This window comes from Alteromonas lipotrueae (assembly GCF_019249255.1).
In the GTDB taxonomy this organism is placed as follows: domain Bacteria; phylum Pseudomonadota; class Gammaproteobacteria; order Enterobacterales; family Alteromonadaceae; genus Alteromonas; species Alteromonas lipotrueae.
In genome coordinates, this window is sequence record NZ_JAESDJ010000007.1 from 1 (window position 1) to 23,715 (window position 23,715).

Annotated in this window: 20 protein-coding genes and 1 tRNA gene; 11 read left to right on the forward strand and 10 right to left on the reverse strand. The window is 43.8% G+C overall.

Annotated elements, in window-relative coordinates:
• The 4 genes from KYS23_RS11110 (at position 1) to lolE (ending at position 4,091) form a co-directional block, all read left to right on the forward strand.
• A tRNA-Asp gene (locus tag KYS23_RS11110) sits at positions 1 to 77 on the forward strand.
• Positions 78 to 547: 470 nt separating this feature from the next.
• Positions 548 to 2,104, forward strand: coding sequence for an EAL domain-containing protein (locus KYS23_RS11115; protein WP_218418691.1), 1,557 nt, complete (start codon positions 548 to 550; stop codon positions 2,102 to 2,104).
• Positions 2,105 to 2,169: 65 nt separating this feature from the next.
• The gene (gene lolD, locus KYS23_RS11120; RefSeq protein WP_159530891.1) at positions 2,170 to 2,865 is read left to right on the forward strand and encodes a lipoprotein-releasing ABC transporter ATP-binding protein LolD; all 696 of its coding nucleotides are present in this window, start codon (positions 2,170 to 2,172) and stop codon (positions 2,863 to 2,865) included.
• Positions 2,865 to 4,091, forward strand: coding sequence for a lipoprotein-releasing ABC transporter permease subunit LolE (gene lolE / locus KYS23_RS11125; protein WP_159530889.1), 1,227 nt, complete (start codon positions 2,865 to 2,867; stop codon positions 4,089 to 4,091). Before lolD ends, lolE begins: the two co-directional genes overlap by 1 nt.
• 297 nt (positions 4,092 to 4,388) lie before the next feature.
• Here lolE and KYS23_RS11130 read toward each other — a convergent pair whose 3' ends face one another.
• Positions 4,389 to 5,735 (reverse strand): dicarboxylate/amino acid:cation symporter, encoded by a 1,347-nt coding sequence (locus KYS23_RS11130; protein WP_159530887.1) that lies wholly within the window; start codon positions 5,733 to 5,735, stop codon positions 4,389 to 4,391.
• Positions 5,736 to 5,843: 108 nt separating this feature from the next.
• Between KYS23_RS11130 and KYS23_RS11135 the strand changes: the two genes are divergently transcribed.
• A complete protein-coding gene (locus KYS23_RS11135; protein ID WP_218418700.1) occupies positions 5,844 to 8,051 on the forward strand; it encodes an Ig-like domain-containing protein in 2,208 nt (735 codons plus the stop codon).
• Positions 8,052 to 8,097: 46 nt separating this feature from the next.
• Here KYS23_RS11135 and astB read toward each other — a convergent pair whose 3' ends face one another.
• Positions 8,098 to 9,438, reverse strand: a complete 1,341-nt coding sequence (gene astB, locus KYS23_RS11140; RefSeq protein WP_218418702.1) for an N-succinylarginine dihydrolase — start codon at positions 9,436 to 9,438, stop codon at positions 8,098 to 8,100.
• A gap of 398 nt (positions 9,439 to 9,836) precedes the next feature.
• Here astB and topA point away from each other — a divergent pair, with 398 nt between their 5' ends.
• Complete coding sequence (gene topA, locus KYS23_RS11145) at positions 9,837 to 12,503, forward strand: type I DNA topoisomerase (protein ID WP_159530881.1); 2,667 nt, start codon at positions 9,837 to 9,839, stop codon at positions 12,501 to 12,503.
• A gap of 13 nt (positions 12,504 to 12,516) precedes the next feature.
• Positions 12,517 to 13,068 (forward strand): DUF2058 domain-containing protein, encoded by a 552-nt coding sequence (locus KYS23_RS11150; RefSeq protein WP_218397316.1) that lies wholly within the window; start codon positions 12,517 to 12,519, stop codon positions 13,066 to 13,068.
• A gap of 121 nt (positions 13,069 to 13,189) precedes the next feature.
• Here KYS23_RS11150 and KYS23_RS11155 read toward each other — a convergent pair whose 3' ends face one another.
• Entirely contained in the window at positions 13,190 to 14,077 is an 888-nt protein-coding gene (locus KYS23_RS11155) for a LysR family transcriptional regulator (RefSeq protein ID WP_218418705.1), read from the reverse strand.
• Between the two features lie 128 nt (positions 14,078 to 14,205).
• Here KYS23_RS11155 and KYS23_RS11160 point away from each other — a divergent pair, with 128 nt between their 5' ends.
• Entirely contained in the window at positions 14,206 to 15,321 is a 1,116-nt protein-coding gene (locus tag KYS23_RS11160; RefSeq protein WP_218418706.1) for an MFS transporter, read from the forward strand.
• An 87-nt stretch (positions 15,322 to 15,408) separates the two neighbouring features.
• Here the strand turns inward: KYS23_RS11160 and add are convergent, their stop codons facing one another.
• From add to KYS23_RS11180, 4 genes are all read right to left on the reverse strand, one after another.
• A complete protein-coding gene (add, locus tag KYS23_RS11165) occupies positions 15,409 to 16,416 on the reverse strand; it encodes an adenosine deaminase (RefSeq protein ID WP_218418713.1) in 1,008 nt (335 codons plus the stop codon).
• 371 nt (positions 16,417 to 16,787) lie between these two features.
• Complete coding sequence (locus KYS23_RS11170; RefSeq protein ID WP_218418722.1) at positions 16,788 to 17,804, reverse strand: pyridoxamine 5'-phosphate oxidase family protein; 1,017 nt, start codon at positions 17,802 to 17,804, stop codon at positions 16,788 to 16,790.
• Between the two features lie 8 nt (positions 17,805 to 17,812).
• Positions 17,813 to 18,484, reverse strand: a complete 672-nt coding sequence (locus KYS23_RS11175; protein ID WP_218418723.1) for a glutathione S-transferase — start codon at positions 18,482 to 18,484, stop codon at positions 17,813 to 17,815.
• Positions 18,485 to 18,495: 11 nt separating this feature from the next.
• Positions 18,496 to 18,957 (reverse strand): nuclear transport factor 2 family protein, encoded by a 462-nt coding sequence (locus KYS23_RS11180; protein ID WP_159530867.1) that lies wholly within the window; start codon positions 18,955 to 18,957, stop codon positions 18,496 to 18,498.
• Between the two features lie 153 nt (positions 18,958 to 19,110).
• Here KYS23_RS11180 and KYS23_RS11185 point away from each other — a divergent pair, with 153 nt between their 5' ends.
• Positions 19,111 to 20,034, forward strand: a complete 924-nt coding sequence (locus KYS23_RS11185) for a LysR family transcriptional regulator (protein ID WP_218397308.1) — start codon at positions 19,111 to 19,113, stop codon at positions 20,032 to 20,034.
• Between the two features lie 101 nt (positions 20,035 to 20,135).
• Here KYS23_RS11185 and KYS23_RS11190 read toward each other — a convergent pair whose 3' ends face one another.
• The gene (locus KYS23_RS11190) at positions 20,136 to 20,369 is read right to left on the reverse strand and encodes a hypothetical protein (RefSeq protein WP_159530863.1); all 234 of its coding nucleotides are present in this window, start codon (positions 20,367 to 20,369) and stop codon (positions 20,136 to 20,138) included.
• 165 nt (positions 20,370 to 20,534) lie between these two features.
• Between KYS23_RS11190 and KYS23_RS11195 the strand changes: the two genes are divergently transcribed.
• The gene (locus KYS23_RS11195) at positions 20,535 to 20,993 is read left to right on the forward strand and encodes a GNAT family N-acetyltransferase (RefSeq protein WP_159530861.1); all 459 of its coding nucleotides are present in this window, start codon (positions 20,535 to 20,537) and stop codon (positions 20,991 to 20,993) included.
• 92 nt (positions 20,994 to 21,085) lie between these two features.
• On the opposite strand, the gene KYS23_RS11200 is transcribed toward KYS23_RS11195, so the two are convergent.
• Positions 21,086 to 21,859 carry a haloacid dehalogenase type II gene (locus KYS23_RS11200; protein WP_218418731.1) on the reverse strand — a complete coding sequence of 258 codons (774 nt, stop codon included), beginning with the start codon at positions 21,857 to 21,859 and terminating at the stop codon, positions 21,086 to 21,088.
• A 192-nt stretch (positions 21,860 to 22,051) separates the two neighbouring features.
• Between KYS23_RS11200 and KYS23_RS11205 the strand changes: the two genes are divergently transcribed.
• Positions 22,052 to 22,627 carry a TetR/AcrR family transcriptional regulator gene (locus tag KYS23_RS11205; RefSeq protein WP_218418733.1) on the forward strand — a complete coding sequence of 192 codons (576 nt, stop codon included), beginning with the start codon at positions 22,052 to 22,054 and terminating at the stop codon, positions 22,625 to 22,627.
• Here KYS23_RS11205 and KYS23_RS11210 read toward each other — a convergent pair.
• Entirely contained in the window at positions 22,624 to 23,703 is a 1,080-nt protein-coding gene (locus tag KYS23_RS11210; RefSeq protein ID WP_159530855.1) for an oxidoreductase family protein, read from the reverse strand. The genes KYS23_RS11205 and KYS23_RS11210 overlap by 4 nt on opposite strands.
• Between the last annotated feature and the right edge of the window lie 12 nt (positions 23,704 to 23,715).

The following is a 23,715-nucleotide window of genomic DNA, read 5'->3' on the forward strand; positions in this document are numbered from 1 at the left end:
GGAGCGGTAGTTCAGTTGGTTAGAATACCGGCCTGTCACGCCGGGGGTCGCGGGTTCGAGTCCCGTCCGCTCCGCCATTTTCGGGAAAGCATTTACTACCTAGCAGGTTCTACTGCGCATTAGCAACGTCTTCTCATCTTTCGATTGGCTTTCTGTCCTTCGCTTGCCGTCTATTCTCATCTTGTTATTTATTTCTTCATTTTTTCTTTACCAAGCTTGTCCCTATTTGTCTTGCAGTACTGTTACCTGTAGCGTACGTATGGCTAACCACTGAATAGCGGTTTGGCTTGAATTGGCGTTTAACGTCCTTTTGTTGGCATTTTCACGTGAGTCACTTCCATAGCAGCTACATCCGTAAACTACACGTTTTAGATGATGTTGTTACCAGGTTTCATTTCGACACGAGATAAATTTATTCTTCTTCGCTTCATTAACTTATCTTAATATCCTGAAATACTTAAGTTCATCTAAAGTATCATGTGAATAGTCAATTTTTCGACTACTTTCATGTGTATACAACAAAATGTTTAAATTTTACGTGGTACGAATGACTTATAATCAGCATAAAAAATTTCTAGTCGCTGACAATCTTAAAGCAATAGCTGTATCTTTTTTGTCTGTCGTTGTTGTTTGCGCGGTGCTTGGCCTGCTGATGTTCTCAGTCATTAATGAGCATGAGGATGATCGTGCCGAAGATATTTTATTAAACGTGAACATGGTATTTAAAGACGCCGAGGCCGCATTAGATAATTTGAACGCTCAACCTTACTACTCTTGCAGCGAAGAAAATTTAAACGAAATGCGACGGACGTTGTTTCGCTCTCGTTTCGTGAAAGAAATTGGTTTCTTTGGTGATGGAAAGTTATTGTGCAGTACCTATCTGGGGATTTTAGAGCAACCCATAGACGAAGCTACCCCAGACTTTGAGACTTCTTTGGGAGATGCATTTTGGATAAATACCCCGTTAGAGTTATTTGACAATCAATCTAAAGGAACCATTGCAAAGCGTGGCCGTTACAATGCTGTATTAGATATGGATGCGGTTATTGGCCTAAACTTTAGTCAGGATTGGGCGCTATTTTACAAAGGGGATTCGTTATTTCACATGGCGGGGAACGCCGATTTAATGCCACAGAGCAAAGGTGTTGCCAGCCTTGCTACTAGCTACTTCTCTTTAAGTTTGATCAAGTGCGATAAATATTATTATGCCACTTGTTTGAGCGTAGTATCGGATAAAGAACGAATTTTTAACATTCATAAAGGCAAATTGGTTTTGTTCGTTTGTGTAATGTTAATGACGGCAGCGTTGACCCATATGCTTATGTTCAATTGCTTAAGACGCAGGCGTTCACTAGAGTCGCGGATTAGTCGTGGGCTTAAATCGGGTAAGTTCTATTGTTTATATCAGCCGTTCGTAATATTAAAATCTGGCGAAGTTGTTGGCTGTGAAGTATTAAGCCGATTTGAAGATGAATTTGGCTCGATTTACCCCGATGAATTTATACCTCAAGTCAAAGAGTTAGGAAAAACGTGGGAATTCACTACTGTGATGATTGAATCGGCAATGACTGCCCTCAACGAGAACAAGGACATTCCAGAAGGCTTTAAAGTTTCATTTAATCTGTTTCCGTCAGACTTTATGCAAGATGAGCTACTAGACTTAGATTGGGTGCTCGATATGAACGACAAGCACTTTAAGTTGGTTCTTGAGATAACCGAAGATGAGCAGCTAGCCACAGCTAGTGCGGTTAAGCATATAAAAGCACTCAAAAGCAGAGGTTTCTGGATGGCCATCGATGATTTTGGGGTAGGGTATTCAAACCTTAGCCAACTTAAATCTCTTAAATGTGAATTTTTGAAAATAGATCGTAGCTTTGTGATGGATATGGAAGATCACAGTATTCGTTCCTCTCTAATTCCCCATATTGTCAGTATCGCCGACGAATTGAGAGTGACATTAATTGCCGAAGGTGTTGAAAACACCGAGCAGTGTCAGGAACTTGTGAACATGAATGTTGAGTACGGGCAAGGGTGGTTATTTGGTAAACCGCAAACCGTTGAGAATCTAGCACATACCATTGAGCTGTCGTCTCAAACCCATTAATCGGTTGGCGTGCCGGTCGTTCCGCGATACCATGCGCTTATTGTTAAAAGACGAAGAACGGCTGCATGCAGGACGTATTACATTGCCGCAAAATTTGTAAAACTTATCAAGAAGGCGAGAATAGTACGCCTGTCCTAAACAACATTTCACTTTCTATCAATGCGGGTGAGCATGTTGCCATTTTAGGTAGCTCTGGTTCAGGAAAAAGCACCTTACTGCATTTGCTTGGTGGGCTCGACACACCCACAAGCGGTGAGGTGTGGTTTAAAGGCGAGTCACTTACACACTTAAATGCTAAACAGCTTGCCGCCTTGCGCAACAAAGAAATGGGTTTTATTTACCAATTCCATCATTTGCTAGGTGAATTCACTGCACTTGAAAACGTTGCCATGCCCCTTCGAATTGGCGGCGAGAGTGCCACATCGGCTAACGAGAAAGCTAATGCATTACTTAACGACGTTGGGTTGTCTCATCGCGCGGATCACTTGCCTAGCGCGTTGTCAGGCGGTGAACGTCAGCGTGTTGCTATTGCGCGTGCATTAGTTACATCCCCTTCCGTTGTGCTTGCCGATGAGCCAACAGGAAACTTAGATGCCACTACAGGTGAGCAGATATATCAGTTGCTGAAGCGTCTAAGTGAACAAAAACAAACAGCATTTGTCGTGGTAACGCACGATATTACGCTTGCCAATCGTATGGACAGAGTACTTCGCATTAAAGATGGTGAACTGCTTAACACAGCAACTGAGGAACAACCCTAGTGGCGTTGGCATGGCAACTTGCTAAACGATTTCGTCGAGCCAAAGTACAAAATCGTTTCATCTCTTTTATCTCTATGTCATCCACGGTAGGCATAGGCCTTGGCTGCTTCGTGTTAATTATCTTACTTAGTGTAATGAATGGTTTTGAACGCGAGCTGACGCAGCGAATTTTAACCGTTATTCCTCACGGCGAGTTATATAGCACCGATAACACCGGTATTGAGAACTTAGATGCGCAGCTATACCGCCTGAAGCAAGACCCCAGAATTGCCACAGTTGAACCTTACACAGCGCTTACCGGCATGTTGCAATTCAAAGGTGAGTTAAAGGCAATTGCATTGACGGGCATTGCGGCAGATACACAAAACACGTTTAGCCGACAAGTATCGGATGAGCATTGGCAAAACTTTGCATTAAATGCCGACAGTGTGCTGATTGGCAAAGGTATAGCTAATAAGCTTAATATTGTTGTAGGCGATACCGTTCAAGCACTTATTCCCGTCACGACGAAAGATTTACGCTTTAGCGCACCGACATCAATAACGTTAACCGTTGCAGGCTTTATGCATGTTGGTGGCGAGCTTGATAACCAGTTGGGGCTGATGCATCTTGCGAAAGCTTCTGCGGCCGCTGGCATAGAGGGCAAAGCATTAGGCATGCGCTTTACATTACACGACCCCTTTTCGGCCTATATAACCATGCGAGATATAGGCTATAGCTACCCTCAAGCGGTCTATATGTCTGACTGGACGCGAACTCAAGGTCATTTGTACAACGACATTCAGCTAGTTCGTACCGTTGTGTATATTGCTTTGGTACTCGTGATTGCCGTGGCCTGTTTTAATATTGTGTCTTCATTAGTGATGGCAGTGCGAGAAAAACAACCTGCCATTGCTATCTTAAAAACCATGGGTGCTACCGATACACTAATTCGGCGCACGTTTATGTTTCAAGGTTTACTGAACGGACTCATTGGCATAGTGGTAGGGGTAACCCTTGCTATGATTATTGCCCCTAATCTTTCTACTATTGTTAAGTTCTTAGAAAGTGTTTTTGGGGTAGAAGTGTTGTCAGGGGATATCTATTTTATCGACTTTTTACCTTCCGCGCTCATGTGGCAAGACGTGGTACTCACCTGTGTGGTCGCCATCATCATGTCCGTATTAGCAACCTGGTACCCAGCCCATAAAGCGACAAAAGTGTCTCCCTCTCAATCCCTTCACTAAAAGTGTTGGAGTTTAGAGATAGGGTGGCTTTATTGTCATCGCTAGTATGACTAGCTAGCAATATTCTTAGCTAGTCATAATCGTAAATGACAACTGTACTAGCCGCATACTAAAGCGTTTGATGGAGCGTATTGCAGCATCAATATGCTTGGCTTATTCACTTACAAATAGGTATTGAGGTAGTCAGTATATTGCAATTCAAAAGTGTATTTGCATTGGGTGATGGCAAGACCAACAAGCAACAAAAAAGGGTTAGCGATGCTAACCCTTTTGTTATGTTCGAAAGCGATGAGGGAGTTAAGCGTTCTTGTCAAATTCGCTAAAATTCACATCTTCTTCTTTTTCACCGGCATGTTCGTCGTAGTACACATCTTCATCCAGTCCTCCTTCGCTTTTCGCAACGACGCATGACACCATACAGTCACCTGTGATGTTGACCGCAGTACGGGTCATATCAAGTAAGCGGTCGACACCAATAATCAGCGCTATACCTTCCACTGGCAGATTAACTTGCTGTAGTACCATGGCAAGCATGATTAAGCCCACGCCTGGCACACCCGCCGTACCGATAGAAGCTAAGGTAGCAGTTAACACCACCATCATGTAGTCGCCCAAACTCAAATCAACGCCATAAACTTGTGCGATAAATACGGTAGCTACACCCTGCATAATGGCTGTGCCATCCATATTGATGGTTGCGCCTAAAGGAAGGGTGAAAGACGCTACTGAATTGTTAATACCCAATTTATTTCGCGCTGTTTCCATAGTGACTGGCAGTGTAGCGCTGCTGCTTGAAGTACTAAATGCAAATAAGGCGGCATCGCGCATTTTTTTCAGTAGGACAACTGGGCTCAAGCCGCTCAGTAATTTAAGCAGTATTGAGTAAGTCACTAAACCATGGATGATAAGCACACCAAATACTAAGAAGAAGTATTTGGCCAAGCTGAAGATAGTGTCGCCACCAATGGTAGAAAACAGTTTAGCCATCAATACGAATACGCCGTATGGAGCTAGGTTCATGATGATGGTTACAAGGCGCATGATAACCGTGTTGATATCTTCAAAAAACGCACTGACGCGTTTGCCCGCTTCGCCAGTCATCGCCATAGAAATACCAAATAACACCGCAAACACGATGATTTGAAGCATATTGCCTTGCGCCATCGAGTTAATAGGGTTACTAGGAAACATATTGACGATAACGTCACCCAAGCTTGGTGCGGTCTTCGCTTCAAATGATGTTTCAGTGGTTAGATTTAACCCTTCTCCTGGTGAAATAAGTAAAGCCATACTCATTGCCAGTGTGATTGCTATTGCAGTCGTGACAACATAAAGACCAACAGACTTTGCGCCTAACCGGCCTAATTTACTCGGGTCGGATAGCGTACTGGTACCGCAAATCAATGAGACAAAGACTAATGGCACCACCAACATCTTTAAACTAGCGATAAAAATCTGCCCAAGGGTAGAAAATATACCATCTACAAAAATGCTATACGCAGAGAACTGGAAACCAAATACCGAAAACGTAAAATCTCCGCTATCATCGAATAATAATTGAAGAAGCACACCTATCACGATACCGGCAATCATGCCGATAAAGATTCTGGTGGTTAAACTAAATTTATGTGCAGATTGAGACATTAAAATTCCCTGTACATTTTTATATTTTTATTTAGTGTGACAGATTCTATTGATTTTAAAACATAAAAAACGACCCAATTGTCATTTATAAAGGTTCAGGAACGAATTATGCGACAAATTACGCGAGTCTTGTCTAAGACGCTCTGGCTATTTAGTGCACTTTTTATACTAACAGCGTGTGGGGGCGGCGACTCAGTCTCTAGAGATGATAGCGATGGCTCCGATGATGGCGGTGGTTCCTCCGCTACTGTTAATGTCGTATTAACCGTTCAAAACGCCAGCGGCGAAACCGACCGCAATCTAACCGCCGACAATTCCCTTACCGTTATTGCCACTGTTACCGACACCGACGGCGTTGCCCAAGCCGACCAACTTGTCACGTTTGCTTTAAGTAATACCGACCTCGCGGTGTTCGGGAACGACACCGGTACAGCGCGAACGGATGACAGCGGGGTTGCAAGAATTACTATTAGTGCCAGTACTGCCTCAGGCGATGGAGAGATTACAGGTAGCTTGAGCAGCGGTGAAAGCGGCTCTACTACTTTTTCGGCAGTGGGTAGTGTTACTGTTAGCGAAGAACCTGCGTCGCTACAATTATATGCCAGTGCGGTTCAACTTGCCTCAAGTGGTTCAGATGACATAGAGCTTATCGCTTTGATTAAGAACGAACAAAGTGTGTTGATGGAAGGAATTGAAGTTAACTTTTCAGCCAGTAATGAAGCGGGCGTTGAATTGCAATTAACCCAATCTACCACCACCGCCGATGGTACAGCCAGAGCGTTAGTGTCTACTCAGAATGATGCGTCGAATCGCACGGTAACGCTAACAGCTCAAACCGGCGCATTAGTTGAAACCGTTGATATTTTGATCACCGGCACCGAAGTTACTATTAATGGTGCAAATTCAGTCATATTGAATGATACTGCCGAATATACGTTACGTGTACAAGATTCTGATGGGGTGGCCATTGTTAATCAAACTATCCTATTAGAAGCAGATAATGGCACTTTAAGTGAAACCTCGGTTAATACGGGGGCTGATGGGCAAGCGACTATCACTTACACAGCGACTGCTTCGGGCGCAGATACGATCACTGCATCATCGCTTAATGCTTCAGTAGAATTTGATTTAGACGTTCAACAAGATGAATTTAGTTTTGTGGTATTGCCAGATGAAGAAATATCATTAAATGAAGCGGCCACAATCAGCGTTCAATGGCTACAAGAAGGTATTGCGGCTGTTGGCAATAACGTGACATTTAGTACCTCTCGTGGAGAGATTATTGACGCAGCGGTTGTAACAACTGATGCTGAAGGTATTGCCTCTATCTCAATAGAGTCTGACAACGCCGGTTTCGCTTCAATTACTGCCACAGGAAGTGAGTCTGGTAATGAGTCTACGGTTAATGCGGTTGCGCAAGTAGAATTTATCGCGGTTGAGCCTGCTACCTTGATTGCGGATGCTACCCCTGATCTTATTGGCCCCGATGGCCAAACAAGCACCATTACTGCGGTAGTAAGAGATCCGTCAGGTAATTTAGTTAAAAATACCGTGGTTAACTTTAACGTTGATGATGTATCTACAGGCTCTATTTCACCTTCTCAATCAACTACCGACAGCAGCGGTATAGCGTCTACGGTATTTACTTCAGGCGCACCTTCAAGTGAAGATGCTGTGATTATTCGCGCTGAAGTGGCTAGCGATGAATCTATCTCTGATTTGGTTTATATGACAGTGGGTGATAGAGCATTTGATATTTCAATTGGTACGGGTAACTCTCTAGAGGAGCCTGACTCAACCACTTACTTAAAACGCTTTGCAGTATTCGTGTCAGACTCCGCGGGACGGCCAGTTAGCGGCGTTGAACTAACGGCATCGGGTACGCCAGTCAAATTTAGTGAAGGCGGTACGTACGATAAAGGTTATTGGCAGTGGAATGATACGGCTTCTATCTGGGAGTCAATCACCACGATAGTGTGCCCTAATGAAGATATAGACAGTAATGGTATTCTTGATAGCGGCGAAGATACTAACGACGATGGTTTCCTAACGCCGGGTATAGTAGGGACATTATCTTTCGCTGATACAAATGTGACGGATGAGAATGGTCAGGCAGAATTAGAATATCGCTATCCAGCTAATTACGGACATTGGTATAACCTCGTTATCACTATTTTCGGTCAGTCTACGGGCAGTGAAGCTAGCCAAGATCATTATTACAGACTAAGTGTTTCTTCTGATGATATCACTAACGAAGCCGCGTCTTTACCCAGAAACCCATTTGGTTCTGAAGCAAACTGTAGTACTTTCAACTAACACAAAAAAGCCGGCGTAAGCCGGCTTTTCATAAGCAAAACAATAACTAATCTTGTTGGAATGGATACACAGAACCAAGCTTTAATAGCTGAGTAAGTTCATCTAGGGCAGTACGTGATTCAATCAGTAACTGTGGGTCGCGTAAATCGTCTTCAGCGAGTACGTCGCGGTAGTGTTTATCTACCCATTTGTTCAGACGCGCAAATTGCATGTCGTTAATTAACGTTGCTGGGTTTACCGCATCAAGTTCTTGGTCGTTCATGGCTACACGTAAACGCAAGCACGCAGGGCCGCCACCATTGCGCATACTTTGCTTTACATCAAAATAGTTCACCGATTTTATCGGCGTGCCCAAGGTTACTAGCTTGTCTAAATAACGCTTAACCGCATCGTTTTCTTCACAGTCCGTTGGCGCAATAATCGTCATGTCACCGCTTGGCAGCGTGATGATTTGGGTATTGAAAAGATACGTTTTAATTGCATCTTGTACCGATACTTCATCAGTAGGCACTTCAATAAGATGAAGGGGGGAATCACCAAACTTAGTTTGTAGTTCTTTTAGCCCGGCGTCCTTTTTATAAAAGGCTTGGTCGTGGTAAAAAAGTACGTTTTGGTTGCCCACGGCAATCACATCGTTATGGAAAACCCCTTGGTCGATAACATCAGGGTTTTGCTGCATGTACACCACGCCTTCTTCACTTAACCCATGCAAGCGAGCAACGGATTGGCATGCTTCAAGCGTTTGTCGTGCAGGGAATTTAGTGGGGGCGGGTTTACTTGGGGCGAAAGCGTGACGGCCGTATACAAAGAGCTCTACCCCAGCATGGCTGTAATCTGAACACAAGCGGGTGTGGTTTGCTGCGCCTTCATCACCAAAGTGTTCGTTATCTGGCAAATGTAAGTGGTGGGCAAAGTGTTTTTCATTTGCGAAGGTCGCTTTTAAAATATTGCCTGTCACTTGCGGCTCTAACGAACGATGAAACTTGTTTGTTAAGTTTGCAGGTGTAAAATGCACGCGACCATCGGCCGTATCTGCGCTTGGAGAGACTGTGGCTGCATTTGCCGTCCACATGCTTGATGCAGAACAACATGCTAAGAAAATCTCTCTAGATTGCTTTGCAGCGCTTTCTAGCACTCTGGCATCTGAACCAGAGAAGCCGAGTCGACGTAATGCAGCTATGTCTGGGCGTTCTTGAGGGGCAAGTACACCTTGCATCATGCCCATGTCAGACAAGGCTTTCATTTTCAGTAAACCTTGTTTAGCCGCTTGTTTGGGGCTGCTAGCGGCATTGGCATTGTTCAGAGAAGCAACATTACCAAACGAAAGTCCGGCGTAGTTGTGGGTTGGGCCAACAAGCCCATCAAAGTTAACTTCAAATTGCTTCATACTTTCCCTCTATTTGGTGTTTGAGCGTTTGACCGCTACCCTATAAATGCACAACCCATGACTTAGGTGGTATTTACAGTGAAGCTAACGTCTCATTTTTTGGTGGCCGCGAATTAATAAGCATAATAAATGCCTGTTAATTACTAGGCGCAAAGGCATAATGGCTGGCATTATACGGTTTTTATGCGCCTTGCCAATCAAGGTGGTTGAAAAGTGAACAGGAATTGCACGTGATTGAAGCAATGGGAAGAATAACTATTAAGAAGATCTTGTTTTCCATTCACTTTGTCGATATATGTTAAAAAAGCACGGGCACCGCAATGGCACAGTCTACGGGCCCTTTATCTTTGAGAATGACTAAAATAGTCCTTTAGAATCAATAGGTTTAATTCAATTATATGGCAAAATCTCTAGTCATAGTCGAGTCGCCAGCCAAAGCGAAAACGATAAATAAATATCTTGGTAAAGATTTTATCGTAAAAAGTTCTGTCGGCCATGTTCGCGATCTGCCTACGAAGGCATTGGGCAAAGTTGAGCCCAAAAAGCCAGCGAAAGAACTCAAAACTTATAGCGAAGAAGACAAACAAGAATATCTTCGCAGACACGAATATTTAAAACTTGTTGATCGTATGGGAGTGGATCCAGAACAGAACTGGAAAGCTCACTATCAGGTTTTACAGGGTAAAGAAAAAGTGGTTAACGAGCTTAAACGCTTGGCCAAAGACGCTGACACTATCTATCTCGCAACGGATTTGGATAGAGAAGGGGAAGCTATTGCGTGGCACTTACAAGAGTTGCTGGGCAGTAAAGGCAAAACCTATCAGCGTGTGGTGTTTAACGAGATTACTAAAAACGCCATTCAAGAAGCCTTCTCAGATCCAGGTGAAGTGAACGTTGCTCGTGTAAATGCACAGCAAGCTAGACGTTTCCTCGACCGCGTTGTGGGCTTCATGGTGTCACCGCTACTTTGGAAAAAAATAGCACGTGGTTTATCTGCTGGCCGTGTTCAATCGGTAGCTGTTCGTCTAGTAGTTGACCGTGAACGTGAGATTAAAGCGTTTGTTCCAGAAGAGTTTTGGGATATTCATGCCGACTTAACCAGTGAGCAAAAAGCAGCGCTGCGTATGTTGGTAGCCAAGCACGAAGGTAAAGCGTTCAAACCGGTTAATAAAGCGCAAGCAGACAAAGCATTAGAAGATTTGAACGGTGCTAAGTATTTAGTTGAAAGCCGTGAATCTAAGCCTACGTCTAGCCGACCTTCAGCACCGTTTATTACCTCAACATTACAGCAAGCCGCGAGTACCCGTTTAGGCTTTGGTGTTAAGAAAACCATGATGATGGCGCAGCGCTTGTATGAAGCGGGTTACATCACTTATATGCGTACTGACTCAACAAACTTGAGCCAAGAAGCACTCGATAACTGCCGTGCGTATATCGATGAAAATTTTGGCAGCCAATACCTACCAGAGTCGCCTAATCGTTATGGTAGCAAAGAGGGGGCACAAGAAGCGCACGAAGCGATTCGTCCTTCAAGTGTTAAGGTAAATGCTGCGCATTTAGGTGATATGGAGCGTGACGCTCAGCGTTTATACGAGCTTATTTGGCGCCAGTTTGTTGCGTGTCAAATGACACCGGCTAAATACGATGCTACCACCATTAGAGTGGGGGCTGGTAATTACGAGTTAACGGCGAAAGGTCGTGTGTTGAAGTTTGACGGTTGGACACGCGTTCAACCGCAGCTTCGCAAAAAAGGTGAAGAAGAGTTAATGCTGCCTGATGTTCAAAAAGGTGATGTATTAAACTTAAACGCGCTTGATCCCAAGCAGCACTTCACTAAACCAGTGGCTCGTTTTAACGAAGCGTCTTTGGTAAAAGAGTTAGAAAAGCGCGGCATTGGCCGACCTTCTACATACGCAAGTATCATTTCTACCATTCAAGATCGGGGTTACGTTCGCCTTGAAAATAAGCGTTTTTATGCTGAAAAAATGGGTGAAATCGTTAACGACCGTTTGATGGAAAACTTTGATGACCTAATGAGTTTCGACTTTACCGCCAACATGGAGCAACAGCTTGATGATATAGCGGAAGGTAACAAAGATTGGAAAGACGTACTTAACCTCTTCTACAGCGATTTCTATGGCAAGTTACTCAATGCTGAGAAAGCCCCTGAAGAAGGCGGAATGCGCCTTAATCAAGCTATTCCTGCTGGCATTACGTGTGACAAGTGTGGACGTGAAATGAACGTGCGTACGGCATCTACTGGCGTATTCCTTGGATGTTCTGGTTATAACTTACCGCCAAAAGAACGCTGCACCAACACCATGAACCTGACACCGGGTGATGAAGTGGTGAAGGTAGATGACGAAGAAGAGTTAGAAACCGAAGCGTTACGTGCTAAGAAGCGCTGTCCAATATGCAGTACTGCCATGGACAGTTACTTAGTAGACGAAACCCGTAAGCTGCATGTGTGTGGTAATACACCGACCTGCGAAGGTACCTTAGTGGAGACCGGTACGTTCAAGATTAAAGGGTACGACGGCCCCATTATCGAATGTGATAAGTGTGGTAGTGACATGGAACTGAAAAACGGTCGCTTTGGTAAATACTTCGGTTGTACCAATGAAGAATGTAAGAACACGCGTAAGTTGTTACGTAACGGCGAGGCTGCGCCACCTAAAGAAGATCCGGTAGATTTACCAGAACTTCCTTGTGAAAAATCGGATGCGCACTTTGTGTTACGTGATGGGGCTTCAGGTATTTTCATGGCGGCGCATAACTTCCCTAAATCTCGGGAAACGCGTGCACCAAAAGTGGAAGAACTGGCGCGCTTTAGAGATAGAATATCTGAAAAATTCTATTATTTAGCAGATGCACCGCAAAAAGATCCGGAAGGTAACCTTGCTATTGTTCGCTACAGTCGTAAGACCAAGCAACAATATGTGATGTCGGAAAATGAAGCGGGTAAAGCTACGGGTTGGTCTGCATGGTATAACGACGGTAAGTGGGAAACACAAGCCGCCAGTAAACCTGCTGCTAAAACCAAAGCGAAAGCCAAAAAGAAATAAAGAGATTTAGTATATGGCCTCGTTACAGGAACAGTTATTAAAAGCCGGCTTAGCAGATAAAGGTTCTGCTAAGCAGGCGCGTGCTGAAAAGCGCAAAAAGAATAAGCAAAAAACAAAGAACAACCAGGGGGTGGTGGACGAAGCAACTATTGCTGCTCAGAAAGCCGCTGAAGAAAAGAAAGCCCGTTCACGTGAGTTGAATCAGTTGCAACAGCAAGAGCGTGAAAAGCGCTCTGTCATTGCACAGGTGAAGCAACTCATTGATGTGAATAAACAGCCGCGAAAAGGCGATACCGTACTGAATTTCACGCATGACAATGTAGTGAAGCGTATGTACGTGAGCGCTGAAATGCACAAGCAAGTCACCAAAGGCCGCTTAACCGTGGTTATCTTAGGTGACGCCTACGAGCTAGTGCCTACACCTGTAGCCGATAAAATTGCGCAGCGTGACGATAGCTTCATTATTTACCGTGCCGATTTAGACACCAGCGATAGTGATGGTAAAGAAGAAGCACAAGACGATTGGTATGCCGACTACGACATTCCAGACGATCTTACGTGGTAACGAACTACTGTGGCGTGAAAAGTCTTTTTCACGCCATTTTTCTTCCTCTCTACTTTCCCGTTCTCTTTTGAATTTCATTCCATTGTTTTCGCTATTCATCTTTCATCGCTTCTAGTCATTTCTAAAATGCTAGCGCTTGATTAGCACACCACCTTAACCAGGTTTCAGTAACGGTAACGCCGTTAGTTTGCCAATGCATTTCTAGCGGCACGGATAGGGGAATATTCAACGGAATAAACACACATCCTTCTGTCTGTAAATTCTTGATGCAGCTGGGTACTAAAGCCACATTTCGCGTACTGGCTATGTGGGTAAGCAGGGCTTGCATACTACTAGGCTCGTTAGTTACTTTAGGTTGTACTTTCACGCGGTGGAATGCACTAATAATGGTGTCAAATAAGCTAGATGCTTGGTCTCGGGCAAACAAAGTGAGCGAGTAACGCGCTAAATCTACCAAGTCTACGCTGCTATTTTTCGACAGTGGATGCGATTCGGATATCACGAGAACAATAGGATCATCAGTTAAATGCTGTTGATTTATGAGGCCACTGTAGCCGCCATCTATAGGCCTTGAAAAGCCAATTTCTATTCTTCCTTCGCTAAAGGCTTCTAACTGCTGAGCGGCAGTCATTTCAAATATTTGTACATCAATGAGAGGCTCGATTAGCGAGAAGCGGCTTAGTAATTTGGGCATAACATGCGCACATGCTGAGCTTAAGTAACCAATACGCAATAACCCTTGTTTACCGTTAGCAACGCTTTGAGTTTCATATTGTGCTTGTTGGAAATGGGTTAAAATATCTTCAGCATGGCGAAGAAATACTTTTCCAGGTGCGGTTAGCTCCACATAACGAGTGGTGCGCTCAAAAAGCTTAACGTTAAGGGAGGTTTCAAGTGCATTAATATGACGACTAACCGCACTTTGAACAGTATGTAAGCGCGTAGCAGCTAACGAGAAGCTTTTGCATTGAGCCACTTCGACAAAAGTATGCATGTGTTTAAGGTTCATAATAGCTCGGTGAGTAAAATAAGATTCATGCAAAATATGCATTAATTGTGAATAAAATTATCATTTAACGGATAGCAGTGCCAGTGCGTAAAATACAAGCCGCGTTAATTTAGTTTCAATGGGGTTTTATGAAGTTATCACGTTTAGGAGAAATCACGTTATTGGTGATTTCAATGTTAACCATTATGGTAGGGGCGGTATTAGCGCCCGGACTGAACTCAATTGCGCCTGCCCTAGGGGTTAGTAAATTTGCGCCTTTGTTAATCACCTTGCCTGCATTGGGCGCCATTTTGTTTGCGTCCTTTTTCGGAAAGCTCATTGATAGCATTGGGGCTCGCAAAACCTTAGTCATAGCGTTGTGGGGATACTTATTATTAGGTATTGGTGGCATTTGGGTTTACGGGCCTTTATGGGTAAGTATCGACCGAATTTTACTCGGTGGCTTTGCAGCGGGAGTAATGGCGTCAGGCACAGCGATTATTTCACAGTGGTATAATGGCAAGGCCAGACTATCTGTTATTGCTAAACAAGGCATGGCCATTGAGCTGGGCGGCGTAATAATACTATTTTTAGGTGGTCTGCTAAGTGAAATTGATTGGAGAGCGCCATTCTTGCTCTACGGGTTGGCATTGATTTGTTTGGTGCTGACCGCAATGAGCATTCCGCATAATGAGCCAGAAACTCAACCGGTTACCATTGGTGAAGGTGGTCAAATCAATGAAAACTTACGGTCTGTCTTAATCAATACCGTATTAGCCATGTCGCTGTTCTTTAGTATGTTTATAACGCTACCAAGTCATCTTGGGGACTTAGGTTACCGCGAAGCCGAAACGGGTTATTTGCTGTCTTTTATCTCATTAATGGCTGTTTTATCTGCGCTGGTTATGCCACAGATAGTCAATCTGAAGTCTGAGAAAGTCACCTTATTTCTAGCTTTTATAAGCTTTGCGGCAGCACACGCAATCTTCGCGATTGCTGAGACTACAAGTTTACTCGTTGTTGCATCTATATTTGCAGGTACAGGCTTTGGGTTTTCTATACCCTTACTCAACCATGCCACCGTTGAGCGCAGCAGTGAGGCGAATATGGGGCGGAATTTAGCGTGGTTTGCCATGGCGGTATTCTCAGGGCAGTTTTTAACGTCGGCGCTTGAGTTTTTAGCTGTAGCAGATCGTGGCGTATTCACCGTGTGTGGGGCAATTGCAATTCTATGCTCGATTTACGTGGTGAAAACAAAAGCGTAGCTAAGTGGTTTAAAGGTAAGTAAACAGTGTTAGCCCTGTTTACTTACGCAAAAAGCGAATTACCTACGCGACGCCTAACCTTACGCGTTACGCACATTTATCTATATAATCATCAAGCCCAGCTAAAAATTGGGCTTTCTCAGTAGTACTCAGCCAGCTTGCTTTAAAGCTGTTTGCCACTAGCGTACTTAGCTCATCTTCGCTGAATCCCCCTTCTTGCTGAAGTGCAATAAGGTTTTCATTTAAATACGCTCTGAAATAAGAAGGATCGTCTGAGTTAATCGTTGGCATTAACCCACGTTCAAGCATGGCTTTTATTTCAGTTGAGGTTAGTGATTGCACCACGAATTGGTTAGACACAGGGCAAACCGTTAACCCAATATTTTTTTGCTTCACTAATTCGCATAACGCGTCTGATGCTAAAATATTTACGCCGTGATCTATTCTGTCTACATCTATATCTTCTAGTACTTGGCGAATATGTTCTAGGGTATTTTGCTGATTCACATCGCAATGCATAGTGAGTTTTAGTCCCCACTCACGGGCTTTGGCAAACACCTCGGCAAACTTAGAGGGTGGGTTATTGTGTTCATCTGAATCTAATCCTACGCCAATGAGTTTACTGAGATGCGGTTCAGCCATAGTTAAATGTTTCATGGCGGACTCGGCCGACATATCGCGAAGAAAACACAGTATAAGGTTACTTTGCACACCAAATTTAGTGCTTGCGTCTTGTTGTGCGCAATAGATACCATTAATCACAGTATCAAAATCTACACCTCTGGAAGTATGCGCTTGTGGGTCGAAAAAGAGTTCCACATATACAATGTGCTGCGCCGCTGCTTTTTCAAAGTAAGCCATGGTAAGTGCGTAAAAGTCTTCTTCTTCAACTAATACACTCATACCTGCGTAGTAAATATCTAAAAAAGAGGGAAGGTCGTGAAAATTATAAGCAGCAATCATTTGCTCTGGGGTTTCAGCACTCAGTTTTATGCCATTTTTCTGCGCTAATGCAAAGCTTAGCTCGGGCTCTAATGTGCCTTCAATATGAACATGTAGTTCGGCTTTTGGCATCTTTTTTATAAATTCTTGCATATGGCCTCGGTGTTATTTTTTTGGAATAAGCGCGGAAAACGCATTCAGTCTGAAATACAGCTAATTAATGACGCTGCCTAGAGTGGGCTTATGTGCAAAGCTACATAAGTCAAAACTACATTAAGTCAAAGCAATGCAAAAAACACGCCTTAGTTTAAAGTTATGGTATTCAACTAAATAGCTTAAGTTATTAATAGTAGAGGGTAATTTACGTTTTTACTTTGTGTTCATGTACAGGTGTGTAATGGAAAATGATAGATAAATAAGCTGCATGAAGCAGGGGAGGCGTTTTGGCGTTAATGGTGTGACGCGACAATAAGTGGCAGATGCATCGAGTTAGTGCAGTGTTGTGATTAGTAACAATGCGTATTTCACCACACGCCGGTATGCTCAGTGTTAATTGACCTTTCAATGATAGGGTGCTCGAAAGGGTAAAGACTAAAAACCCGGGTAACGTCTTGAATGGATACTTGTACAAACCGCTCCGCGCCAGCGAACGCTTCCAGTTTTGGGTGAGACCACAAGATAGATGCTTTGCCATTAACGAACAAGATATCTCCATTGCTATCATCAACAAAGCATAAACCTACCCGCCCATCTGATTCGATGTTGCCTAGAGTATTAAAAAACTTATTCCCACTAAAGTCAGGAAACAACAAGCTACTGTCATCTACGTAAATAAAGCCAGGCTTACCGCCTCGATGTGATACATCCAGTCCGTGGCGAGGGTCGTCGGTAAAGTCATGGTGCCTTGAGGCAATGTAAAATGTATCCGCCCGAGCGATTAGCAAAACATCTTTCTTCCTTAACCCATTAGATTGCACATACTGAGCCTTAACGTTTGAATTCGTGCTTGAGCTGGCAGCCAGTGTAGGCGCAACATCACGGTGCAAGGTATCTCGAGGGTGAATATACTGAGGGCAGTTTCCATAACTTTGCTCTACTTGCACGCGTATTACGCCACCCCTATTGTGCATTATTAGTCCGTTGAGCCTATTACGGCGGCGAGTGCTGAGTTGTAACCCAAGTAGCGCAATTTTACTGCCAGTATTAACATCTAACAATGCGACATCATTAATTAACCAAGTTACATTATCGTTTAAGGCAAGTGAAAGCTGAGTGGGTGATGGCGACTGAATATAGTGGTGGTCGTCAACAGTGGTATGGTCACCCCAAAGTGGTATAGCCCAGGGATGCCCCTGACTATCCACAAGGCCAGCCATCATGAATGGGCTACTGCAAAAAAATGCGCGGTGCTGCGCTGGCATAAAAGGGCGTATGAAGCCTTTCATCTGCTCATCCATACGCTCAGCAACGCCTAAGCGTTGCTGAATGCGATATTCCTCAGTATGAAAGACACTCGCATTACTAGTATTAGCGCTGCTCATAACAAATCCTACAGCCTACACTCCACTATGGGAGAACTGGCCATAGGAATGAAATTAGCTAGCGATTCAATGCGGTTAACCCAAGCGCGAATAGCGGGGTAGGGTTGCAACGAAACACCCCCTTCAGGTGCATGGGCTATGTAACTGTACATGGCAATATCCCCAAGCGTCAGCGAGTCGGTAGCCAAGTATGATTTGGTGTCGGATAAAGTATCTTCCATCACTTTTAGCAAGGTTTCAGTTATTGCTAATGCGCTGGCTACATCAATATTGGCACCAAATACATACTCAAGACGAAGTGCGGCTGGGCCTTTGGCAAGCTCACCTGAAGCCACTGAAAGCCAGCGTTGTACACGGGCCTTTTCAATAGGTGTCGCCCCCATCCAAGGATAAATACTGCCGTAAGTATCTGCTAAATAGACAATAATAGCGTTGGAGTCTGACACTGTGTGTTCACCATCAACAATCACTGGTACCTGCCCGAAAGGGTTCTTGGTAATAAAGTCGGCCGATTTGTGCGCGCCGTTAACCATATCAAGTTCGTGATTAATGTAGCTAATACCGAGCAGCGACATAAACAATTCCACTTTATGACAATGCCCAGATTTTGGGTTTCGATAGTGAATAATAGGTGCGTCTTTCATTGTGCTATTTGGGGCATTTTTCGGTAATGAAGTCATCAACACTCTCCTTATAAATCAAGTTCTGTAAGGCTTGGAAAGTCATCTGGACGGCTATCGCCTTCCCAAGTCAGTTTACGTTCATTGGCATTGATAGGGTGGTCGTTAATACTGGCTATGCGGCGCTGCATTAAGCCTTCCGGATTAAACTCCCAGTTTTCGTTGCCATAAGCCCTAAACCATTGACCTGTTTCATCTTGAAACTCATAAGCAAAGCGAACAGCAATACGATTTTCAGTATGCGCCCACAGCGCTTTTACCAATTTATAGTTAAGTTCTCTGGCCCATTTTCGTGTTAAAAAAGCCTCGATTTGAGCCGTTCCGGTAATAAACTCAGCACGATTTCGCCACTGACAATCAGCCGTGTACGCTGCAGCTACTCGCACAGGAGAACGACTATTCCAAGCATCTTCAGCCAGGCGAATTTTTTCAATAGCAGTTTCTTTGGTAAAAGGGGGAAGTGGAGGTCTCATAAGCTCATCCTGTTTATTTATATTGCAGTGAGTATGATTGCTTGCTAAAAATAAATAATTACTCAATTTTGAAATTTATAATTTCATTATTTGAAATAATAAAAGTGTAGAATAGTTGGTAAACCCTATTAGGAATGAGTAAAACGACTCGGTATGGATAGAATACAAGCAATGTCAGTGTTTGCGGAAGCAGCCAAGCTTGGCAGTTTTGTAAGCGCTGCCGAGCAATTGTCGATGTCGGCTCCGGCGGTAACGCGGGCTATCGCTACTTTAGAAGCACAGTTGAACACGCGATTGTTCCATCGTACAACTCGTCGTATTCGATTAACCGAAGCGGGCATACAATACCTTAATGACGTACAGAGAATATTGGCAGACATAGCACAAAGTGAAGCTGCAATTGCGGGTGTTCAGTTATTGCCAAAGGGTACGCTGAGTGTAACGGCGCCCGTGTTATTTGGTGAGCTTTACATTACACCTATCATTGCTCAGTTTTTACGAGACTTTCCTGAAGTAAATGTGCATGGCTATATGTACGACAACATTGTTGATCTACTCGATACAAAAATTGATGTGGCAATAAGAATTAGTAAGCCGAAAGACTCTGGATTATATGCCACTACTGTGGGGTACGTAAGAAAGGTAACGGTAGCATCGCCAGACTATTTAGCTAATGCACCAAACCTAAAAACACCGGAAGATTTAAAACATCATACTTTGCTGTACCCGAGTGACTTCAAGGAGCCGCCGGTGTGGAATTTCAAACGTAATGGTAAAACGGTAGCCATCCGTTTACAGCCTAGATTTGAATGTAATCAAAATCGTTCGACAATTAGCGCCGCAAAATCTGGGCTAGGCATCACGCGCCTGATGTCTTATCAAGTAGCGGATGCAATAGAAAAGGGCGAATTAGTCAGTGTGTTAGATGAATTTAACGATGAAAAACTACCTATACAAGTAGTCAGTCTTGAAGGGCGTCATAACCTAGAAAAAGTGAAGAAATTCGTGGAATATGTCAAAAATACACTAACAAAAGATGTGTACTTGAATTCGTATTCTCACGCTAATATTAAATAAGCTGTGCAACAATCCGTTCAGCAAGCTGTTAATACGAGCTCCGAATCACGCTTTTTAAAAGCGTTGTACCTAAACGTTGAATAACGATTGATACGTTACTTTTACTTACCCTGGTTAATACCCTCATTAATGACTTCGTTTCTTTCTCGTTCGTAGGTGTCATAACTTTTTTGATACTGAGCTTCGCACTCTTCTCGTTGTGCGCCATAAAGTTTACGGCATTCTTGAAGGCGGTTCTCTTGCGTAGCTTCGTACAAATCTTGCGACGTGCAAGCGAATAAAAACGGCAATACCGTTGCCACTACCGCGAGGGATGCGAGTTTGCGATTAAACATAAATTACCTTTGCGAAGAGAAGTGCCACACTCGTGGCTAACAGGTATTTGTTATGACGGTTCAAATTCCATTTGGTTCATTGATTCAACCGTTCATTTTTTAGTGCTATCTTCATACAGGTTTGATAAAACTAGCCCCATAAATAAAGAGTAAATAACCAGCCTTATGATTTCTTGGAAAGTATTAACATTTAGTCAGCTCAATACCCATCAGTTGTTCGAGCTTATGAAACTGCGAGTTGATGTATTTGTGGTAGAACAAACGTGCCCATACCCTGAGCTTGATGAAAAAGACAGACATAGCGATACGCGGCATTTGTTGGGCTTTACTAACGACAAACTAGTCGCTTATGCCCGTTTGATCCCTGCGGGGGTGAGTTATCCTGGGGTAAGCATTGGCAGAGTGGCTACCCATGCTGACTTCAGAGGCAATGGTGCGGGTATAAGCTTGTTAACTGAGGCGATAAAGCAGTGTGAAAACCTGTGGCCGAAAGAGGATATTGAAATTGGTGCACAAGAATACCTGTTAGCGTTTTATCGAAAGTTTGGTTTTGTGCAAACATCTCAAGTGTATCTAGAAGATGATATCCCCCATGTGGACATGAAGCGTAACGCCGTAGTTTGATTCAAGTATCGCCTGGGTATTTAGGGCGGGTAGTTAATTAGGGCAGGTAGTTAATTAGGGCGGGTAAACACCCGCCCTAAAATAACCGGTAATTATTGTTGCTTAGGTAGCATGTCTACCAATTCGTTAAGGTCATTTACGTTGTAATCGGGTGCAATAGCCAGTGGATACAATACCTTTCCAGGGCGGGCAATAAAGGCGGCTTGCCAACTGGCTTGTTTAGCGCCAGCAATATCCCAACCATGTGCAGCAACTAGCATCGCATCTTCGGGTTTAACCCCCATTTTTTCAGCGGCCCATGCGTAAGTGCGAAGATCAGGTTTGTATAGGTTGATATCTTCAACACTTAAGCGGTGTTCAAAAAAATCCAGTAAGTTAGCGTTTTTAAACTGGGTATAAACGCCTTTGTTTGAAGAGTTGGTCAAGCTTACCAGTGTATACCCTTTGTCTTTTAACGCTTGTAAACCACTGCGTACATCTGGGTGTGGTGGCAAACTGCGAAGTGGGGTAACAATGGCCGTTTTCGCTTGTTCTTGAGTAAGCGAGATGCCTTCTATTTCAGCCACCATTAGCAATGACGCCACACCAATTTCACCGAAAGTGTGAAAACGTTGGGTGGTAGAGTCTACCAATGAGTGATGCAACATGGTTGAAAACCACAAAGGGAGTAATTCATTACGCCCGCCTAATGCTTCTCCCACTGAGCTTCGCATCGCAGTCAGGTCTAGCAGGGTTTCATTCACATCGAAGAAAATAACTTTTGGGGCAGAAGGTTGAGCCGTCTTCATAGTGCTGTCTGCCTGCTGTTGGGCATAGGTTGAAAATAACGGCAGTGTGAGTAGTACTGCAGTAATAAATCGTTTCATAAGGTGTCCTCTTCTAATGAGCAAGATAAGTGAGCGAATAATACGAGTGGGTTTTACCGATGGTCTAAAAATAGACTTTCATATTTTGAATGATTATTCAAAACGATAAAGGAGTTTGCAGTAGGGTTCAATAACTTTTTGAGTGTTTGTTCAAAATTGCTATTATGTAAATAAGTAAAGCATAAGAAAAAAATGGCGACTGTGATGGCTAGAGCGCAATTTGATAAAGACAGTATTCTGGATAAAACGATTATGCTGTTTTGGCAGCAAGGCTACCATGGCACATCGATGCAAGATGTCACTGCTAGCACAGGGTTAAAACCTGGTAGCTTATACAATAGCTTTGGAAATAAAGAGCAGCTGTTTATTGCCAGTTTGGAACGTTACGCACAGCGTAGCGCTGACAAAATGAAGCTTGCGATGTCACATGGCACAGGTGAGGGCATTGTTATGCTGCTGACCGACATGGTGGCAGCAAGAGGGAAGAAAGACTACGCAAGCTGCTTTATCATTAAAACCCAATTAGAACTTACCAGTACGGAGCCTAAGCTCGCTAAGCTTGCTGGAGACTACTTAAGCCGTACTAAAGCGCAGTACAAACTGGCGATTGCCAGCGAATACGGTGAAGCGCTGAGTGAGGTGTATGCCACGTCGGTCATGATGGCTATTTTCGGTATTCGGGTTTACGGATATCAGCAGCCAAATGAGGCCGATGTGCTTGAAAGCCTCAGGCTGTCTTTACACTGGTTGCCTTGGGAAAATCATTAAATAAATGTTGCCAAAGCTATTTTGGTTTGCCGAGCTAATTCATCGTTTAATTTCCAGTGGTCAGGACTCCAACCCGCTAAAAAACGATTAAAATCAGCGCAGGCAATAGGATATAGCGCTCGCCATTCCTGTTCTATTTCATGATGTTGAGATTCATACTGTGTGCCTATCAGTTTTGTGCGAAGGCAATCGAAATAATAATCCAAACAGTGAGTAGTGTGGGTTCGTTGGCTGCTTTCACTTAACGCGCTGCCAATGAAGTAAGCAACGTCTTTCATTCCTACTCCTAATCCAGTGTATTGAAAATCTACACCACCGCATTGGTTAAAGTCGGGGGTAAAGCAAAAGTTCGCAACCTTGGCGTCGCCGTGTAATAAGGTTTGAAAGCGTGCCGATGAAAGCTGACTCGACAACCTGCTAGCTTCCCGTTTTAAAGGCCCATCTACCATGGCTTGCCATTCATCTTGTCGTGTACTCAAATGCCAGTAAGTGCCTTCGGGCCAGACATTTGTGTCAACAATACCCATGAAGCGAGCATGAAATGCTGCCAGCCAACGCAATACCGAATGCGCTTGTTTTGCACTCAGCGAGGTTACACGCTTTGTATATCCCGCGTCATCTAGGTCGTTCATCACTAAGATATGCGCATTGCTATTGTTTTCACTCTTAAGCTCTGCATTGTTAGCGGCGCTGACGGTTTCTTTGGCAACTAGATTCGCAGCTGGCTTCTCAAGTACGTTGGTTCCGCTAGCTGATACTAGGCACATAGGGGTTAAGCAGTCTGCGTTAGTGTTAGGTTGCAAATGAGTGTAAAAGTAGTGTTCTACCTCAAATGATCGGCATTTTCTAATGTGACTGGTGTTGCTTTGCCATCCCTTAGGGTGGCTGATTTCAACAGAAGGTTGAACGCACTTCGCCACCACAGGCATTGAAGTGTTATCAGCTTTATCAAACAGGGTGGCACGAAAGCATGCGCCATAACCACTCCACAGTGACTGAATAAGCGTTGGGGAGCGCACTTCTTTTTTGGTTGTGCTTGCTAACCAATCAATCAAGCTGGGTTTAACTTTTTCCATCGCTTTACTCCC

Excerpts from the sequence above, each read along its gene's own strand:
- KYS23_RS11150 (WP_218397316.1), top strand. The coding sequence starts at position 12,517 with ATGGCCTCGTTACAGGAACAGTTATTAAAAGCCGGCTTAGCAGATAAA.
- KYS23_RS11115 (WP_218418691.1), top strand. The coding sequence starts at position 548 with ATGACTTATAATCAGCATAAAAAATTTCTAGTCGCTGACAATCTTAAA.
- KYS23_RS11160 (WP_218418706.1), top strand. The coding sequence starts at position 14,206 with ATGAAGTTATCACGTTTAGGAGAAATCACGTTATTGGTGATTTCAATG.
- add (WP_218418713.1), bottom strand. The coding sequence starts at position 16,416 with ATGCAAGAATTTATAAAAAAGATGCCAAAAGCCGAACTACATGTTCAT.
- KYS23_RS11210 (WP_159530855.1), bottom strand. The coding sequence starts at position 23,703 with ATGGAAAAAGTTAAACCCAGCTTGATTGATTGGTTAGCAAGCACAACC.
- lolD (WP_159530891.1), top strand. The coding sequence starts at position 2,170 with ATGCAGGACGTATTACATTGCCGCAAAATTTGTAAAACTTATCAAGAA.
- astB (WP_218418702.1), bottom strand. The coding sequence starts at position 9,438 with ATGAAGCAATTTGAAGTTAACTTTGATGGGCTTGTTGGCCCAACCCAC.
- KYS23_RS11155 (WP_218418705.1), bottom strand. The coding sequence starts at position 14,077 with ATGAACCTTAAACACATGCATACTTTTGTCGAAGTGGCTCAATGCAAA.
- KYS23_RS11130 (WP_159530887.1), bottom strand. The coding sequence starts at position 5,735 with ATGTCTCAATCTGCACATAAATTTAGTTTAACCACCAGAATCTTTATC.
- KYS23_RS11185 (WP_218397308.1), top strand. The coding sequence starts at position 19,111 with ATGGATAGAATACAAGCAATGTCAGTGTTTGCGGAAGCAGCCAAGCTT.
- KYS23_RS11180 (WP_159530867.1), bottom strand. The coding sequence starts at position 18,957 with ATGAGACCTCCACTTCCCCCTTTTACCAAAGAAACTGCTATTGAAAAA.
- KYS23_RS11190 (WP_159530863.1), bottom strand. The coding sequence starts at position 20,369 with ATGTTTAATCGCAAACTCGCATCCCTCGCGGTAGTGGCAACGGTATTG.
- KYS23_RS11170 (WP_218418722.1), bottom strand. The coding sequence starts at position 17,804 with ATGAGCAGCGCTAATACTAGTAATGCGAGTGTCTTTCATACTGAGGAA.
- KYS23_RS11135 (WP_218418700.1), top strand. The coding sequence starts at position 5,844 with ATGCGACAAATTACGCGAGTCTTGTCTAAGACGCTCTGGCTATTTAGT.
- KYS23_RS11200 (WP_218418731.1), bottom strand. The coding sequence starts at position 21,859 with ATGAAACGATTTATTACTGCAGTACTACTCACACTGCCGTTATTTTCA.
- KYS23_RS11205 (WP_218418733.1), top strand. The coding sequence starts at position 22,052 with ATGGCGACTGTGATGGCTAGAGCGCAATTTGATAAAGACAGTATTCTG.
- KYS23_RS11175 (WP_218418723.1), bottom strand. The coding sequence starts at position 18,484 with ATGACTTCATTACCGAAAAATGCCCCAAATAGCACAATGAAAGACGCA.
- KYS23_RS11195 (WP_159530861.1), top strand. The coding sequence starts at position 20,535 with ATGATTTCTTGGAAAGTATTAACATTTAGTCAGCTCAATACCCATCAG.
- topA (WP_159530881.1), top strand. The coding sequence starts at position 9,837 with ATGGCAAAATCTCTAGTCATAGTCGAGTCGCCAGCCAAAGCGAAAACG.